The following is a 16,666-nucleotide window of genomic DNA, read 5'->3' as shown; positions in this document are numbered from 1 at the left end:
CATCACCTACCTGGTCTGCCGATTACTCTTCTGGTGCATCGGGGAAAGCCTGCTGGGTGTAACCACCGCGCAGCGTTCCCTCGAGGTAGGCGGCCTTGCAGGCCCGCCGGGCGATCTTGCCGCTGGAGGTCCGCGGAATGGAACCCGCGGGCACCAGCAGGATGTCACGAGCGGTGACGCCGTGGCGCTGCGAGACCGCCGCACGCACGGCGTCGGCGATCGGGCCCGGGTCGGCCTTACCGGCACCGGGACCACGTTCGGCCACGATGACCAGCTGTTCGGACGCGTCGTCGGCGTCGAACTTCAGGCCGGAATGGCTGTCGGCGGCGAAGACCTCGGCGGGCAGCTGGTTGGCGGGCACCGCGAAGGCGGCGACGAAACCGGGCCGCAGCGCCTTGGACGCCTCCTGCGCGGAGTACTCCAGATCCTGCGGGTAATGGTTGCGGCCGTCGACGATCACCAGGTCCTTGACGCGACCGGTGATGTACAGCTCACCTTCGAAGTAGACGCCGAAGTCGCCGGTGCGCATCCAGTCCGCGTCGGCGTCGGTGCCCTCGGTGTGTCCACCCGGCTGCCGCTCGGCGACCCGGTTGCGGAAGGTCCTGGTCGACTCGTCGGGGCGACCCCAGTAACCGATGCCCATGTTGTTGCCGTGCAGCCAGATCTCGCCGACCTGACCGTCGGGCAGCTCGCGGCCGCCATCGGGGCCGTCCACCGACTCGGGGTCGATGATCGCGGCCCACTGCGACAGCCCCACGTAGCCACAGGAGACCTGGGCAATGGCGTTGTCGGCCGATTGCTCCACCCGGACCATCCGGCCCTTGTTGAGCTCGTCCCGGTCGACGTAGAGGTACTTGGCCTCGTCCTCGGACCGGGTCGCGGAGACGAACAGCGTGGCCTCGGCCATGCCGTAGCACGGCTTGATCGCCGTCTTGGGCAGGCCGTAGGGGGCGAACGCCTCGTTGAACTTCTTCATCGACGAGACCGTCACCGGCTCGGAACCGTTGATCAGACCGATCACGTTCGACAGATCCAGCGATTCGCCCGCCTTCGGCACACCGCGCGCGGCGGCATGCTCGAACGCGAAGTTCGGGGCGGCCGCGAAGGTGCCCGCGCCGTCGGAGACAGCGGCCAGCTCGTTGATCCAGCGCGAGGGGCGGCGTACGAACGCGCTCGGCGACATGATGGTGATGAACTTGCCGCCGACCGCGGGCAGGATCACCGTCAACAGGCCCATGTCGTGGAACAGCGGGAGCCAGGTGACACCGCGCGAGTTCTCGTTCATGTTCAGCGAGTTGATCATCTGCAGCAGGTTGGTGCCGACCGCGCGGTGGGTGATCTCCACACCGGCGGGCACCCGGGTCGAGCCCGAGGTGTACTGCAGGTAGGCGATGTCGTCGATCGCGGTGTCGGGGCGGATCCAGGACTCGCCGAGGGTGTCGGGGATCGCGTCGACGGCGATGATCCGGGGACGCTGCGCGGCGGGCAGCGAGCGGAAGAACTGGCGGACACCGGCGGCCGAGGAGGTCGCGGTGAGGATCGCCGAGGGCTCGCAGTCGCCGAGCACGGCGTGCAGGCGGTCGGTGTGGCCCGGCTCGTCCGGATCGAACAGCGGCACCGAGATGGTGCCCGCGTAGATCGCGGCGAAGAAGGAGATCACGTAGTCCAGGCCCTGCGGCGCGAGGATCGCGACCCGGTCGCCCGGGTTGGTCACCTGTTGCAGGCGAGCGGCCACCGCGCGCAGCCGAACTCCGAACTCCTGCCAGGTCAGCTCGTGTACCTCGCCATCGCGTTCCCGCGAGTAGTCGATGTAGCGGTACGCGAGCGTGTTCGCGTCGTTACGGGTGTGCTTCTCGACGTGATCGACCAGGGTCCGACCCTCGGGAATGATGATGTTCCCGGTCTCGTCCAGGTAGTCGTCGAAAGTCTCTTCCATTCCTTCTTCTCCTCCGAGGCCCGGACACCGGTGAATTTTCGCAACGCACTACGGCGCTGACACCTGTGAGGCCCCGACTCGCTATCGCCACCGGCCCGCAGGACCACACCGAGCGTGCGTCCTGACTACCTGGCGGATTTTCGAGCGGTCTGCGCGGTAGACCGCTATCGGCTAGATGTTCTCAAACCAGAGTCATGTTACAGAGAACCCCCGCTCAGTCCTCCCGCAGCAGCGGAATGACAGGCGCGAAAGCGTCCATCTGGGTGGGGAAGATGCCCACATACGACATCGACGTGAGTTCGCGCACACGCTTGATCTGTTCGGCGATCTCCTCGAACGTACCGATCGCGACGTAGGGCGAACTCAGAATCTGTTCGACGGTGAGCTCGACGTCGACCTCGAGATCCGGGTGCAGGCCGCGGGCGATCGCGTTCAACGCCATCTCCGCGGTCTTCTCCCGGTCGTCGGTGATGACGATGGCGGTGATGGCCCAGTTCAGCTCGATGTCGGCGAACCGGTCACCGGCAGCCTCCTTGACGATGTTGACCTTCTCGATCGTCTTCTCGAGCGTAATGCCCGAGAGCAGGCCCTTACCGTTCTGGGTGGTCTGCGGGACGATCGAGACGATGTCGGCGTGCTTGGCCGCCAGCGCCAGCATCTTCGGGCCGCCGCCACCGGAGCACAGTGGCGGACGCGGACCCTGGCGCGGCCGGGGGGTGCCCTTGATGCCGCGCACCTGGTAGTGCTTGCCCTCGAAATTGCACTCCTGGCCGCGCAGCAGCGTGTCCAGGATGGTCAGGGACTCGTCGAGCTTCTCCAGCCGGATACCGGGGCGTTCGAACGGGATTCCCGCGTTGTCGAACTCCTCCTTGATCCAGCCCGCGCCGACACCGACCTCGAGCCTGCCCTTGGACAGCACGTCGATGGTGGCCAGGTCCTTGGCCAGCACGACGGGGTGGCGCAGGCCGTTCGCCAGCACCGAGGTGCCGAGGCGAATCTTGTCGGTGGCCTGGGTGAGCGCGCCCAGCGCGGCGATCGGGCCGATCTGGTCGCCCAGGTGATCGGGGACGAAGAACGTGTCGTACCCGTATTCCTCGGCCTGCTGCGCGGTCTGCACGAACTTGCGAGCGCCGCCCTCCTGCTTGTTGCCCTCTCCGGCCGCTCCGAAGCGGAACGGACGCAGCGGCGTACCCAGCGCGGTCAATTCACCGACGGGTGCGGCAGCTTCGGTCATGAACTCTTCGCTCCTGGCTGTGCGGTGTATGCGGGCTCGAACACCAGCGCACTTTACAGCGTGCGAGCGGATCGGAGTGCGGATGTCACAGCGAGGCATGATCGGTGGCAATCACGCACCCGCTGTGACTGTGACAACTCCGCCAGGCTGTTCCGATCGGCGGTGTCCCCCGAGGGCGCTCCGCAACCGCCTCCGGGCCCGCCGGGAACACCGCGGCCTCAGGAATGCGGCGGGTGTGGCGCGCCCTCGATGAGCCCGGCCGCCCAGTTCACCGTCCACTGGGTGGCGGTAGTGCCGTTGCCGTCGATCGTGTTGGTCGCGTACAGCGCGTGTACCGGGTTCCCCGCCGAGCGGATCAGCGCGGCCAGACTGCCCAGCGCATTGGCCGGATTGAGTGCCTCGCGCGGCGCGTCGCAGATCATGTCGCCGGGCGCGCAAATCGAGTACACCCGCGGGGCCAGCGTGCCGAACCCGCCGGGGCGCGGGCCGGTCATACTGATGCCAGGGACATTGACGCCCTTGAGCGCCACCTCGGCGCCCTGACCGGTGGGCGGCGGATCACCGATCTCGGTGGGCTGGCCAGGACCGGTGTCGGCGGTGCGGCGGCCGTCGGCCAGGACCGCGACCCCGAGCACCTTGTCCTCGGGCACCGGGCCGTTGCCGGCACCGATCTGGGCGGCCACGTCACCGGCGATCACCGCGCCCTGGGAGAACCCGGCGATCACGTAGGTGGTCAGCGGGCATTGCTGGTGCCGCTGGGCCAGGATGTCGGTCGCCCGTGCAGTGCCCTCGGTGCGACTGTTGTTGTAGGAGGCCTGCCCGTCCGGCGGGATGGCGATCGGGTTCGAGAACTGGGCCACGTACGGGACCGTGTACACCTCGAGCCGGTCTTCGGGGAACTGCGCGCGCAGCGGCCCGCTCACGCTGAGCATCAGCGAGATCGGGTTCGCGGTCGGGTTGTAGGGATCGTCGTTGCTGGCCGACTCCCAGGTACCCGGGATCGAGAGCAGCATCACATCGGGACAGTCCGCCGACTGCGATGTCGGCGGCGGCGGGCCGGGCGGCGTTGGCCCCGGCTCGCGCAACCGGCCTGCCAGCAGGTACCACAGCAGCACGATGACGATCACGACCAGCACGAGCAGTGCCAGCACGGTCAGACAACCCGCAGGCCAGAACCTGCGGGCGCGTCGCGTCGGACGGGCGTTCACTAGCAGTAGGTCGCGGTCGCGGCGGCGATGTAGATCTCAGCTGCCTTGTTGACATCCATCTTCGACTCGTCGAAGGCGGGATCGGTGCCGGCCATCGCGGCGACGAAGGTGGCGATGTCGGCGTCGCTGGCGCCGGTGGCGCGGGTCTGGCAGATGTAGTTCGCCGCGGTCAGCGCGACCGACGGATCGGCCGGGTTGATCCCGTTCTTGCTCAGCTCGTCGAGGAATGCCTGATCGTTGCCCGTGACCGGCCCGGCGGGGGTCGGCTGGCCCTCCGGCGCGGTCTGCGGCTGCTCGGGAACCGAGGAGTCCGGCGACTCCGACGGCGTGGGGTCGGCCTCGGACGGCGGGGTGATGACCTCCGCCGAGGTCGTCGACGCGGCCGCGCTCGAGGAGAGAGTGGGCGTCTGCGACGCGGTCGAGTCGTTGCCACCACAGGCCGACAACAGGGCGACGGCAGCCAGGGCCGCGACCGATCCGGCTACCTTGCCAGGGATCCGATGCATGAAGATGTCTTTCCTCGATCATTCGTCAGGGAAGCGGTCGCTGACCAGGCTAGCCGGACTACCAACCACTTCGCGTTCCACGCGAGGATGCTCAGAGAGTTCTCAGTCCGAGCTCACACCCCGTGAACTTCGGATTTGCCGTCCCGCACCACGATGAACCCGGTTTGAAAATTCTGCTGGGTCCCGCCGGGGACGGTGAATTCGTCGCTCACCGGATAGCCGAGCCTGCCGTTCTCGAAGCCCTGCGCGCCCCAGGCGTCGGCGAGCGCGCCGTTGCGCACCGACCAGGCACCCGAGAGCGGGCTCCAGTAGATGTTGCCGCCCTCGAACCTCGCGTACCGGCCGAAGTCCTTCAACGGCTCCTCCTCGGCCACCGGGAAGCCCAGCGGACTGTTCTCGAAGCCGAGCTCGGCGTACTTGTCCAGGATGAAGCCCTCGAGCCGGTGCGCGCCGGTGGCGGCACTGTAGAAGATCGGACCGTGCTCGAAGGACTGCACCGAACCCTCGCGGCTCGGTGTCGGTGCCTCGGCGGCCACCGGGTAGCCGGCGGGTCCGCCCTCGAAGCCCTGCTCGCCCCAGGCGTCGAGGATCGCGCCGCGCACCACGTGCGCGCCGGTGGCGGGCGTCCAGTAGATCGAGCCGTGCTCGAAGGTCTGCATCCGGCCGCGGTTGTCGGGCAGGCCGTGCTCGCCGCCGGTCGGCAGGCCGAGCGGGGAGTCGGGACCGCCGACGCCGGCGTAGGTGCCGCCGATCCGCCCGGCCACCGCGTGCGCGCCGGTCGCGGCGGAATGGAACACCCGGCCGTTGCGGAAGTCCTGCACCACGCCACCGGCCGCGGGGTACTCCGCGGTCAGACAGCCGCCGAGCCAGTCGGCCGCGGTCGCCACCGCCTCGATCGCGCCGCCGAGCGTGCAGTCCGTCCCACCGGGATCGGTGCCTAGCGCCGCGGCCGCCTGGGGCCAGGACTGGCGCATCTCGAAATCCCAGTACGGCCAGGTGTGGGTACCTGCCGGACGGTAGTTCGCCTGCACCGGAATCGACAGCTTCTCCAGCTTGGTGACGAAGTTCTGGGTCGACATCCTGGCCAGGATCTCCAAGCCGGTGCCCGCCCAGTTCTCGCTGATCAGCGGCATCGTGCTGAGTTGGTCATGGGTACCGGCCAAGCCGCTGCCGCTGGAGACGTACATGCTCACGCCCGCCAGCTTCTCGGCCAGCAGGTACGGATCGTGCGCGGCCCACTCCGGGCCACCGGGCGGACCCCACATGGCGCCTGCGTCGAACCCGCCAGCGTCCTTGTTGGCGAACTGGATCGCCTGCGGCATACCGAGCGTCGTAGTGGTGAGCAGGCCCGAATAGGAGGCCGCGTACTTCATCAGGCCCGGATTGCGGCCGGCCAGATTCATCGCGGCCGTGCCGCCCATCGAAAGCCCCTGCACCCCACGCACCTGGGAGGTGCGCCAGTCGCGTTCGAGCACCGGAATCAGTTCCTTGGTGAGGAACGTCTCCCATTTGTAGGTGAAACCGTTGTCGGGTGAGATCCAGTCGGAGTACCAGCTCGCCTGGCCGCCGACCGGCAGCACCACGTTGACGTTCTTGTCGGCGTAGAAGACCTCGGCATCGGCGTCCTTGGTCCAGCCGTTCTCATCGTCCTGCGCGCGCAGACCGTCCAGCATCAGCAGCAGGGGGAATGTCGCGTCGGGATGAGAGTTCCAGTCCCTGGCCAACAGCATCTGCACCTGGATCGGGGTGTTCATGGCGGGCGAGAACACCCACATCGCCACCCGGCGATCGGAGAGCCATTCCACCCGCTGGACCGCCGCGGTGGCCGCGGACGCCTGGGCGGGAACGACGAGCGCCGGTGCGAGCAGGGCCGCGGTCATGGCCGCGATTCCGAGGATTCGCCGCATCGGCGCTCGGACACGATGTTTCAACACACGCGACCTCCTCATCCCCGCCCTGGGACCAGCCTCACCGTTGGTTGTACCGCAGCGCAGGACGATAACCGGGGAAGACACGCGAGGGCCACGCACAGCAAAAAGACCGGCCCACCCTGCGGGTGGACCGGTCTTCTCAGTGTTGCTGGGCGAAAACTGTCAGGCGCCCAGTGCGTTCAGGATGTGCGGACGCGCCTTCCACAGCTGGTCTTCCCAGTACTTCCACGAGTGGGTGCCGTTGGACGGGAAGTCGTAGACCGCGTTGATGCCGAGGGTGTTCAGCCGGGACTGGAAGGCCCTGGTGCTCACCATCGAGATGACCTCGATGCCCATCGCGTTGGCGGTGTTGTAGGCCCCGCCCAGACCGGCCGGACGGTCGTGCTGGCCGGGCAGGCCGCTGGCCGCGGAGATGTACATCGGCAGACCACGCAGCTCGGGCGCGAAGACCATCGGGTCCATCCGCAGCCACGCCGGGCTCCACGGCGCGGCCATGGAGTCGACGTTGAAACGACCGGCGTCGAGCATCATCACGCGGATGGCCTCGCGCATACCGGGGGCGTTCCAGTTCAGCGGGCCCGAGAGCGAGGACGCGTGCTTGAACTGATCGCGGTGCAGGGCGGCCAGCCGCAGCGCGGCCGGACCCGACATCGACAGGCCGAGCGCCGCGTTGTTGGTGCGGGAGACGCCGTAGCCCTCGAGGAAGGCCGGCAGCTCCTCGGTCAGGAAGGTCTCCCACTTGTAGGTGGTCTTCTGGCCGTTGGTGTTGCTCGCCGAGGTCCAGTCGGCGTACCAGCTGGACTGGCCACCGACCGGCATCACCAGGGTGACGTTGTCGTTGGCGAACTGCTCGAGCGCGTTGGTCTCGAACGACCAGGCGTTGCGGTCGTCGCGGGCCCGCAGGCCATCGAGCAGGTAGAGCGCGGCGGTGCCACCGTGGCGCGCCCACTGCACCTGGACCTTCACCGGGCCCATCTTCGACGGCACCATGAGCTCTTCGTACCCGCCCGCGGGCGCCCGCAGCACCGGTGCGGACACCGGGGCGGCGAACGCGGTCGGGGCCGCCCCCGCGGCGAGCGGCAGCACGAGGGCCGCTGCGCCGACAGCTAGAATTCGATTACGCCAACCACGAGGTGCTACTGCTCGGGACGTGCCCGAGTGGTCACCCTTCGGCGCGGTGGCCCTGCCGAAACGCATGTGAATTCCGCTCTCTTTCTGCTGTTGTGGCATGCCAGTCTCGTCTCGACGCGACGGGCGGACCCCGACAATCCGGCCGATCAGACAGGTGAAACAACGATCTGGTCACACTTACGCTCGCCGCAGAATATTCGAGACCTGAATCAACTGCAAGGCCAACAGAACTCGGCTCTCGAAATCGGTGCGCCGCTCGCGTCGATCGGCCGAGCTCAGCGGCCGTGAACCTCCGGTTCAGCCCGGCGAGCGCCGGAAAACAATCGCCCGGCGCGGGAATGCGCCGGGCGATTCCTGATCGGGACGGACTAGCCGATGTTGTTCGACATATCCGGAATCATCCGCAGCGCCTCGTCATTCCAGTTGCGCCAGGAGTGGATGCCGAACGGCGGGAACGAGTAGTGGACGTTGCGGGCGCCGAGGGTGGCCATGCGGACCTCGAAGGCGCGGGTGTTGGCCAGCGCGAGCGCCTCGAGCGCCATGCCGTTGACGGTGCCGATGTTCGGGCCGTCGGTATCGGTCGGCAGGCCTGAGGCGGCCGCTATCCACAACCGGGTGTTGTTGCCTACCAGGTTGGGGGCGAAGACGAACGGATCCATCCGCAGCCACTGTGGGCCCCACGGCGGTGCCATCGAGTCCACGTTGTAGCCGCCCGCGTCGAGCATGGCGATGCGGATGGCCTCGCGCATGCCGGGCGCGGAGATGTTGAGGTAACCGGAGAACGCACCGGCGAAGGAGAACTGGTCCGGGTGATAGGCCGCCAGGGTCAGCGCGGCCGAGCCGCCCATCGACAGGCCGAAGACGCCGTTGCGGTTCGGATTGAAGCCCAGCCGCTGGGCCAGCGCGTTGCGCAGATGGTTGGTGAGGAACGATTCCCAGGTGTAGCGGTAGCTCTTGCCGGGGCCGCCGGAGAACGCGTCGGCCGCGCCCGAACCGGAACCGCCGGGGCCGCCGGCCGGAATGCCGAAGAACTGGCTCGGCGCGTTCCAGTCGGCGTAGAAGCTGGACATGCCGCCGACCGGCATCACCACGTTGATGTTGGCCGCGGCGAGCGCGTTGGGGATGTCGGTCTCGATCTCCCAGCCGTTGAGCGTCTCCGGCGCGCGCTGGCCGTCGAGGACGTAGACGACGCGGTGGGTATTGCCGTCGGCCGCGCGCAGGACGCGGGACTTGATCGGGCCCATCTCGGGCGAGTCGACCCAGAAGTCGAACGCGGCGGGATTGAACGCCGCCGACGCGGGGGCGACGCCGCCACCGACCGCCGTGCCGATCGGCACCAGCAGTGCCATGGAGACGCCTACGGCCCAGCGCCGCACCCAGGAACCCGGTGCCGCGGTCTTCACGGGCCCACGCTTGCGGCGCAGTGTACGCATTCGATCAGACCTTTCTCGCAGACCGAATGCGCAAACCCCGAGCTACGCAGTCGGATCCCTCATCGGGCGCCGAGATGGATCAATCCAGGGCAAAACGGACGATTCAACCTCGACGCATGCTCACTGTGTATCAATCGGTGACGAACGCACTACATGTTGCTGGAAAGTGACCGTGAGCACAACTCACAGTCACTTCTCCGTCATGATTCGTCACCAGCTCTCGGTCGGATCGTGACGAAAACGAAGAAAACCCGCTCCGTGCGGTGGCACGGAGCGGGTTCTCGTTCGAACGGGTTTTCGGCCGCCTCGCCCCCGAAGGGCGAGACGGAACGCCGAAGGCGCAGTATCGCCCTTCGGGGGTGAGGCCCACAGGGCCGAAAACCCCGCGGCGCCAGCCGCCGAGAACTCAGCCGATGTTCGCCGAGAGGTCGGGGATCATGCGGTGGACCTCGGCCTCCCAGTTGCGCCAGTTGTGCACGCCGGTGATCGGGAAGTCGAAGTGCGCGTTGCCGCCACCGAGGGTGGCCATCCGGACCTGGAAGGCGCGGCTGTTGACCATCGCGAGCAGCTCCAGCGGCACGCCCTGGACGATCTCCATCGGGTTGGACACATCACCCGCGCCCGGGATACCGCTGGCGGCCGAGACCCACACGCGAGTGCCGTTGCCGACCAGCCGCGGCGCGAAGACGAACGGGTCCATCCGCAGCCACTGCGGGCCCCACGGCGGCGCCATCGCGTCGATGTTGAAGCCACCGGCCGAGACCATCGCGACACGCATGGCCTCGCGCATACCCGGCGCCGAGATGTTCAGGTAGCCGGAGAACGAACCGGCGAAGCTGAACTGGTCCGGGTGGTAGGCGGCCAGCGTCAGCGCCGCCGAACCGCCCATCGACAGACCGAACACGCCGTTGCGGTTGGGGCTGAAGCCCAGCCGCTGCGCCAGCGCGTTGCGCAGGTTGTTGGTCAGGAAGCTTTCCCACTTGTAGGTGTTCTTCTTGCCCGCCACCTGAGCGGGGGCGATCGACGAACCGGTCATCGCCGAACCGGTGGCCGCCGAACCGGTCGAGCTGCCACCCGAACCGGCATCGATGCCGAAGAAGTTGCTCGGCGCGTTCCAGTCCGCGTAGAAGCTGGACTGGCCGCCGACCGGCATCACGACATTGATGTTGTTCGCGGTCAGCGCACGGGCGACCTCGGTGTCGATCTCCCAGCCGCTGAGATCGTCACGGGCGCGCATACCGTCGAGCGCGTACACCACGCGACCGGTGTTGCCGTCCGCGGCGCGGAAGATCCGCGACTTGATCGGGCCCATCTCGGAGTCGACCCAGAAATCGAAACCATCCGGGTTGAAAGCCGCCGACGCGGTTCCGGCAGGACCGGCCACCGATGCTCCCAGCGGCAGCACAACCGCCAACGAAACCAATGCTGCCCGCTTGAGCCAGCTGGCTCCCCTGGTTCTCAGACGTCCGCCACGCATTCTGTTTTGGGCCTTTCCTCATGCGGTTCGCGCGGAACCGCGGTTGCAAATGCCGCCGACTGACATCCGGCACACCAGTGCGCCGACGGGCGAGGTTCTCGTTGACCATATCGCTACATCGATAGCCAGGCGTTACCGAAAAGTGATTTAGCGGCGTACGCCACTCGGAAACGCCTGGCCAAGGGGTGTAACCACTGGGTCCCCGGGTACTCGGTGGGTCCAGTGTGACGCAAGAAAACAGATTCAGCGCGGTGGCTCGGGGAACGGATCGACCAACCCACACCGCTGGATCTCATACTTCGGAACACGGTCGATCCGGTAGTTCGCGAAACTGAACGCATTGCGCAGGTTGTGCTTGAACCGATCGAAGGTCAGCGGGTCGCGGGTGGACAGCAGCAGCGCCTGCGTTTCCGGGCAACTCATCGCCGTGCGCGCCTGGGTGACCCATTCCTCGTCCATATACCAGGGCATCCACGGATGCAGGTCGACCATGCCCGAATCGACGACCACCCAGTCCGGGTACAAGCTCTTGTCGTGGCCGATGCGGCCGTCCTCGAGCCGGTCCGAGTGCGCGGCCAGCGGGTAGGCCAGGCCCATCGGGTCGATCACGCGAACATCCAGCGGCACGTTCATGCTCGTCATGCCCAGGTTGAGGAAGTAGACCGTGTGCCCTGCCCCACCCTCGGGGATGGGCTCCGGGGGCGGGTCGACGTACCAGAACGTGTAGGAGGGCGAGTTCAGCAGCAATCCACCGTCGGGATTGGCGGCGATGTCGGCGACCATCGCCCGCATGCGCGGGTAGTCGAGGTAGTCCTCGGCGCGGATCGGGTGGTCTACGCCGGTGTTGAGCACGTAGAACACGCGCTCGTCGACGATGCCCGACGAACGGATCTTGGTTCCGGTCGTGATCGCGGTGGTGCTCGCCGCGAACATCGACCAGCCCGCGGTCCCCAGCAGCGCGACCAGCAGCACGGCGAACGACCAGTTCGCCCTGGTGAACGCGCGCAACCCGCTGGGCCGATCGGCCTCGCCCGGGCGCCCCGCGTGGTTGCGCGTGCTGCCGCCTTCGGGCGCTGACCGGACGAGGCCGCGCGGCAGCCGGATCGGCACCACGGCCACCGGAAGCAGCAACAGGAACAGCTGGGTCAGCAGCATGCGACCGTGCATGAAGTCGCCACCCACGCGGATCGCGTACAGCGTGAGCAGGACCCCGCTGCCGAGCACCATCACCACGACCGCGCTCGGCGAGCGCAGCCAGCCCCGCAGCGCCGCCACCGACCACTGCGGTCGGACCAGGAACCCCCGGTTCACCGCGACGACGAGCCCGGCGACCAGCAGCACCAACAGCGGAATCCACAGGTGGTACGGCCCGACGAGGTCCCACAGGTAGGTGAAGCCCTGCCCCCACTTGGCCCCGCCCGCGTCCTTGGCGACCGCGGTGTTCGGGTAGGGCAGGCCGTAGTAGCCCATCCGCCAGATCTGGTAGGCGATCGGCACGATGCCGGCGACGGCCACGATCAGCGCGCGCAGCACGATCGGGCCGAACCGGAACTGTGGCATCGGGGCGAGGAACATCATCGCCAGAGCCGCGACACCGATCAGCGCGGCCTCCGGCCGGACCAGCGGGGCGAGACCGGCCAGGAAGGCGAGCCCGAGCAGGCTCGGCACCCGCACCACCGCGGCCTGGCTCCACCGGATCATCAGCCACCACAGCAGCCCGACCCAGCAGATCACCAGCCCGCTCTCCAGTCCGGAGGTGGCGTAATCGCGGGCGGGCGGCAGCGCGATGTAGACGAGCACGCCGGCCGGGATCAACAGCTGACCGGCGCTACCGCCCCACAGCCGCGCGGTGCCGAGCATCGCGAACACGACCGCCAGCACCGAGGCCGTCAGCGCGACGCCGAGCACCACGTACTCGAGCCGGACCTGGGTGAGCCAGCTGAAGAACCAGACCACATAGGTCCACGCCGTGCTGGTGTTGGCCTCGACCCGCTCCCCCATGTTGAACACCGGGCCGTTGCCCGCGAGCAGGTTGCGCACCGTGCGCAGCACGATCAGACCGTCGTCGGCGATCCAGCGCCGCTGCCACGCGCCGATCGTGAACAGCACGACGGTGAGCACGATCCCACCGACGAGGGTGGCGCGGGAGACAACGGTGAAACGCGCGGCCGGACCCGCCGACTCGTCGTCGCCGGGTAGCCGCTCGTATTCGGTTGACTTCTGCTCCGCTACCACGATCTCGTCAGGTGAGATAGACAGCGACACCTACCGCTCCGATCCAGGCAATAGCGAGGAACTGCAGGATGCGGTCCCCCAGCGCGATCTCTTCGGGTTCACCGGCCTCGCCACCGTCGACGTCGACCGCGTAACGCAGGACTGCGATGGTAAACGGGATCATCGAGATGGAGTACCACTGGGTGTCACGCAGCTCGGCCTGCTCGAAAGCCCAGAGGCCGTAGAAGATCACGACGGCGGTGGCCGCGAGCGTCCAGATGAAGCGCAAGTAGGTCGGTGTGTAGTACTCGAGGGACTTGCGGATCTTCGCGCCGGTCTCCAGCGCGATCTGCAGTTCGGCGTAGCGCTTGCCCGCCGCCATGAACAGCGAACCGAACGCCATGACCAGCAGGAACCACTGCGACAGGGCGATACCGGCGGCCGCGCCACCGGCGATGGCGCGGAGCAGGAACCCCGAGGAGACGATGCAGATGTCGAGCACCGCCTGGTGCTTGAGACCCAGGCAGTAGGCGAGCTGGATGGCGATGTAGATCGCCATCACCACGGCCAGCTGCCAGGAGGCGAGCAGCGACGCGGCGATCGAGCCGATCAGCAGGATCGAGGCGAGTCCGTAAGCCAGGTTGACCGGGACGACACCCGCCGCGATCGGCCGGAACCGCTTGGTCGGATGCGCCCGGTCGGCATCGACGTCGAGCGAGTCGTTGACCAGGTAGATGCCCGAGGCCGCCATGCAGAACACGACGAAGGCGATCGCGACGTGCACGAGCACGCCCACATCGCTGACCGCTTCCGGGCCCACGGCCAGCGGCGCCGCGAGCACGAGGACATTCTTGACCCACTGACGTGGGCGGATCGCCTTGACGACACCGCCGAGCAGCGTCTTCGGCGGGCCCTTCACAACAGCCTCGTCCAGGACGGCGGCGGACGGTTCTTCGCTCATCTCAGCCAAGGTTCTTTCGGTCGCGGTCAAGGTCGGAGTCTCTTTTCGGCGGCGAGCACGGCCGCTGCCGACGCAGCCCCCAGCGCGGAACCGGCGAGCACGTCGGAAGGGTAGTGCACCCCGAGCACGACCCGGGACAGCAGCATCGGCGGGACGAGCACCGCAGGCAAGGGTAGCCCGGTCAACCTACCGAGCAACACCGCCGCCGCCGTGGTGGACGTGGCGTGCGAGGACGGAAAACTCAGCTTGCTCGGCGTCGACACGTTGACCTGCACCGACGGGTCGTTCGGGCGCGGGCGCCGGACGATCCGCTTGATCACGATCGAGGCGGCGTGCGCGCCGACCGCGCCGACCGCGACCCCGGCCCACTGCCGCCTGCGCGGCTTGTCGACCAGCCAGCCCGCCGCCGCGATGCCGACCCAGCCCAGCGCGTGCTCGCCGAAATGCGACATGCCGCGCGCGGCCGAGACCACCGCCGGGTTGGTGCCGATGGTGCCCTGCACCGCGTTGAGGATCGCGACCTCGACCGGCACCTCTTCGTACTCGCCGCTGCAGGCGCAGGCGCCGCCGCAGCCCTCGTCGAGCACGTCCAGCTCGGGCAGTTCCGGATTGATCGCGTTCACTTCGCGGTTCCTGTCTTGCTGAAGACCTTCTCCCACGCCGCCGTGCTGGTCAGCTCGGCGTGCGCGGCCCGGTAGCGCTGTTGCATCTCCGGGAAGCGGGTCGTGAGTTCCTTGCGCAGGCGCAAGGCTTCTTTGAGCAGCTCGGCGGCCTTGCGCGGGTCACGCTTGCGGTAGACCACGCCGCGGCCGTCGGCGGTCGTCACGGTGACGCCGTCGACCTGCGAGAGCAGGAACCAGCGCGCGTCCAGCGTCGGCACGTTCAGCTGCGGGGTCTCGTGGGCGACCGGGTCGGCCTTGCGGAAGTTGTGCACCATGCCCTTGGCCAGGCGGGCGATCTTGGCGATCGGATTACCCGGCTCGCCCACCGCGCCCACGCCGTGGTGGCTGGCCAGCGGCAGTTCCGTCGAGGACGGCACGACCACCGCGTCCGGGTACTGCTTGCGCATCGCGTGAATCTTGCCCAGCGCGGTCGGCAGCAGGTCGAACAGTCCTTCCGGCCCGGCCAGGAAGTCGCGGATCGCCTCGTTCTGGATGGCCACGGTCGAGTACTCGAGGCACAGCAGGTGCTTGAGGGTGGCCTTGACCGTGTTCACGACCATCGGCTTACCGTCACCGGGCAGGTGCAGCGAGGCGACCACCAGGCGGTTGCGCAGGTGGAAGTAGGCCTGCCAGTCGATGGCGTCGTCCTTGTCGGACCAGGCCATGTGCCAGACGGCCGCACCGGGCAGGGTGACCGTGGGGTAGCCGGCGGCGCGGGCGCGCAGGCCGTATTCGACGTCGTCCCACTTGAGGAACAGCGGCAGCGGCTGGCCGATCTCCTCGGCCACCTGCCTCGGGATCACACACGTCCACCAGCCGTTGAAGTCGACGTCGATGCGCCGGTGCAGCAGCTTGGAGTTGTCGCGGTCGGAGAGCGGGTACCTGGCGAAGTCGTGGTCGTACTCGACGTTGGGCGCGGCACTCCACATGAAGATACTGCGGTCGACGACCTCGCCCATCACGTGCAGGTGCGAGCGTTCCTGCAGGTTGAGCATCTGCCCGCCGACCAGCAGCGGCGATTTCGCGAAGCGCGAGAAGGCCAGCGCGCGCAGGATCGAGTCGGGCTCGATCTCGATGTCGTCGTCCATGTAGGCGATGAACTCGGCACTCGTCGATTCGAGTGCCTCGTACATGACCCGGCTGTAGCCGCCGGAACCGCCGAGGTTGGGCTGGTCGTGGATGGCCAGCCGGTCACCGAGAACCGCCGCGGCCTCGGCGAATCCGGGCTCGTCGACGACCTTGCGGGTGCCCTGGTCAGGGATGATCACCGCGGCGATCTTCTCCAGCACCAGCGGGTCGGCGCCAAGGGCGCCAAGGGTCTTCACCGCGTCGGCGGGACGGTTGAACGTCGGCATCCCGACCGCGATGGTGCCGCTGCCCGGCGCTTCCCGCGGTGCGTAATAGCCGCCGGCCAGCAGCGTCACCGCCGTGTCGGTGGTGATGTCGAACCAGATCCAGCCGCCGTCCTCGAACGGGCCGAGATCGGTCTCGAACTCCACGACCACCGAGTCCTCGACCGTATCGAATTGGCCGAACTCGCTGTCCCCTCCGTGGTTACGCTCCGCTGCCTCCTCCGGGGCCTGAGCTCGTCCGGCGAGGGCGACGGCGAACTCCTTGCCCTGCACATGGATTCGCGATCCGTCGGCCTTGGAGCGGTAGACGTCGACCCGGCCATGACCGGCCAGTTCCAGCCGCAGCACCACCGAGTTCAGCACGCTCCAGCGTCGCCAGTAGCTGGCGGGCAGCGCGTTGAAGTAGGTGCAGAACGACACCTCGGACTCCGCGCCGATCGAGAGCGCGGTCCGGCTGGTGGCGTGCGCGCGGCGGGCGTTGGTGGTGGATTCCTCCAGGTAGAGGGTCCGCACGTCCAGCGGCTCGCCGGGGCGCGGCAGGATGACGCGCTGCAGCAGCGACTTGGCCCGGGTTTGCGTGGTCACCTCGGCGAGCATCGGCGCGCTCACGCTGTCTCCTGT

General features: G+C 67.9%; 12 protein-coding genes. All 12 read right to left on the bottom strand.

What is annotated here, in order from left to right; genetic code table 11:
- Positions 1-22: 22 nt before the first annotated feature.
- Positions 23-1,936 (bottom strand): long-chain-fatty-acid--AMP ligase FadD32, encoded by a 1,914-nt coding sequence (gene fadD32 / locus BOX37_RS00770; protein WP_071925766.1) that lies wholly within the window; start codon positions 1,934-1,936, stop codon positions 23-25.
- Between the two features lie 214 nt (positions 1,937-2,150).
- Entirely contained in the window at positions 2,151-3,170 is a 1,020-nt protein-coding gene (locus tag BOX37_RS00765) for an LLM class F420-dependent oxidoreductase (RefSeq protein WP_071925765.1), read from the bottom strand.
- A gap of 218 nt (positions 3,171-3,388) precedes the next feature.
- Entirely contained in the window at positions 3,389-4,384 is a 996-nt protein-coding gene (locus BOX37_RS00760; protein ID WP_420811648.1) for a cutinase family protein, read from the bottom strand.
- Complete coding sequence (locus tag BOX37_RS00755) at positions 4,378-4,884, bottom strand: DUF732 domain-containing protein (RefSeq protein ID WP_071925764.1); 507 nt, start codon at positions 4,882-4,884, stop codon at positions 4,378-4,380. The genes BOX37_RS00760 and BOX37_RS00755 overlap by 7 nt, the downstream gene beginning before the upstream one ends.
- Positions 4,885-4,997: 113 nt before the next feature.
- Positions 4,998-6,791, bottom strand: a complete 1,794-nt coding sequence (locus BOX37_RS00750) for an alpha/beta hydrolase-fold protein (RefSeq protein ID WP_071925763.1) — start codon at positions 6,789-6,791, stop codon at positions 4,998-5,000.
- A 186-nt stretch (positions 6,792-6,977) separates the two neighbouring features.
- Entirely contained in the window at positions 6,978-8,012 is a 1,035-nt protein-coding gene (locus BOX37_RS00745) for an alpha/beta hydrolase (protein ID WP_240505160.1), read from the bottom strand.
- A 302-nt stretch (positions 8,013-8,314) separates the two neighbouring features.
- Positions 8,315-9,379: an alpha/beta hydrolase gene (locus BOX37_RS00740; RefSeq protein ID WP_071925762.1), complete on the bottom strand. Its 1,065-nt coding sequence runs from the start codon at positions 9,377-9,379 to the stop codon at positions 8,315-8,317.
- A 406-nt stretch (positions 9,380-9,785) separates the two neighbouring features.
- Positions 9,786-10,856, bottom strand: coding sequence for an alpha/beta hydrolase (locus tag BOX37_RS00735; protein ID WP_071925761.1), 1,071 nt, complete (start codon positions 10,854-10,856; stop codon positions 9,786-9,788).
- A gap of 243 nt (positions 10,857-11,099) precedes the next feature.
- On the bottom strand, positions 11,100-13,121 hold the full coding sequence (locus BOX37_RS00730; RefSeq protein WP_071925760.1) for an arabinofuranosyltransferase AftB family protein: 2,022 nt from the start codon (positions 13,119-13,121) through the stop codon (positions 11,100-11,102).
- Entirely contained in the window at positions 13,099-14,031 is a 933-nt protein-coding gene (locus tag BOX37_RS00725; protein WP_071925759.1) for a decaprenyl-phosphate phosphoribosyltransferase, read from the bottom strand. The genes BOX37_RS00730 and BOX37_RS00725 overlap by 23 nt, the downstream gene beginning before the upstream one ends.
- Before the next feature lie 26 nt (positions 14,032-14,057).
- Complete coding sequence (locus BOX37_RS00720; protein WP_071931072.1) at positions 14,058-14,564, bottom strand: phosphatase PAP2 family protein; 507 nt, start codon at positions 14,562-14,564, stop codon at positions 14,058-14,060.
- Between the two features lie 86 nt (positions 14,565-14,650).
- Positions 14,651-16,642, bottom strand: a complete 1,992-nt coding sequence (locus tag BOX37_RS00715) for a glycosyltransferase (RefSeq protein WP_071925758.1) — start codon at positions 16,640-16,642, stop codon at positions 14,651-14,653.
- Positions 16,643-16,666 lie beyond the last annotated feature (24 nt).

Source organism: Nocardia mangyaensis (assembly GCF_001886715.1).
In the GTDB taxonomy this organism is placed as follows: domain Bacteria; phylum Actinomycetota; class Actinomycetes; order Mycobacteriales; family Mycobacteriaceae; genus Nocardia; species Nocardia mangyaensis.
Note: the sequence above shows the minus strand (reverse complement) of the source record. Positions and strands in the feature narration are given on the sequence as shown.

Coding starts and splice junctions, on each gene's coding strand:
- BOX37_RS00725 (WP_071925759.1), bottom strand. CDS start 14,031: ATGAGCGAAGAACCGTCCGCCGCCGTCCTGGACGAGGCTGTTGTGAAG.
- fadD32 (WP_071925766.1), bottom strand. CDS start 1,936: ATGGAAGAGACTTTCGACGACTACCTGGACGAGACCGGGAACATCATC.
- BOX37_RS00765 (WP_071925765.1), bottom strand. CDS start 3,170: ATGACCGAAGCTGCCGCACCCGTCGGTGAATTGACCGCGCTGGGTACG.
- BOX37_RS00745 (WP_240505160.1), bottom strand. CDS start 8,012: ATGCGTTTCGGCAGGGCCACCGCGCCGAAGGGTGACCACTCGGGCACG.
- BOX37_RS00715 (WP_071925758.1), bottom strand. CDS start 16,642: ATGCTCGCCGAGGTGACCACGCAAACCCGGGCCAAGTCGCTGCTGCAG.
- BOX37_RS00755 (WP_071925764.1), bottom strand. CDS start 4,884: ATGCATCGGATCCCTGGCAAGGTAGCCGGATCGGTCGCGGCCCTGGCT.
- BOX37_RS00735 (WP_071925761.1), bottom strand. CDS start 10,856: ATGCGTGGCGGACGTCTGAGAACCAGGGGAGCCAGCTGGCTCAAGCGG.
- BOX37_RS00740 (WP_071925762.1), bottom strand. CDS start 9,379: ATGCGTACACTGCGCCGCAAGCGTGGGCCCGTGAAGACCGCGGCACCG.
- BOX37_RS00750 (WP_071925763.1), bottom strand. CDS start 6,791: ATGCGGCGAATCCTCGGAATCGCGGCCATGACCGCGGCCCTGCTCGCA.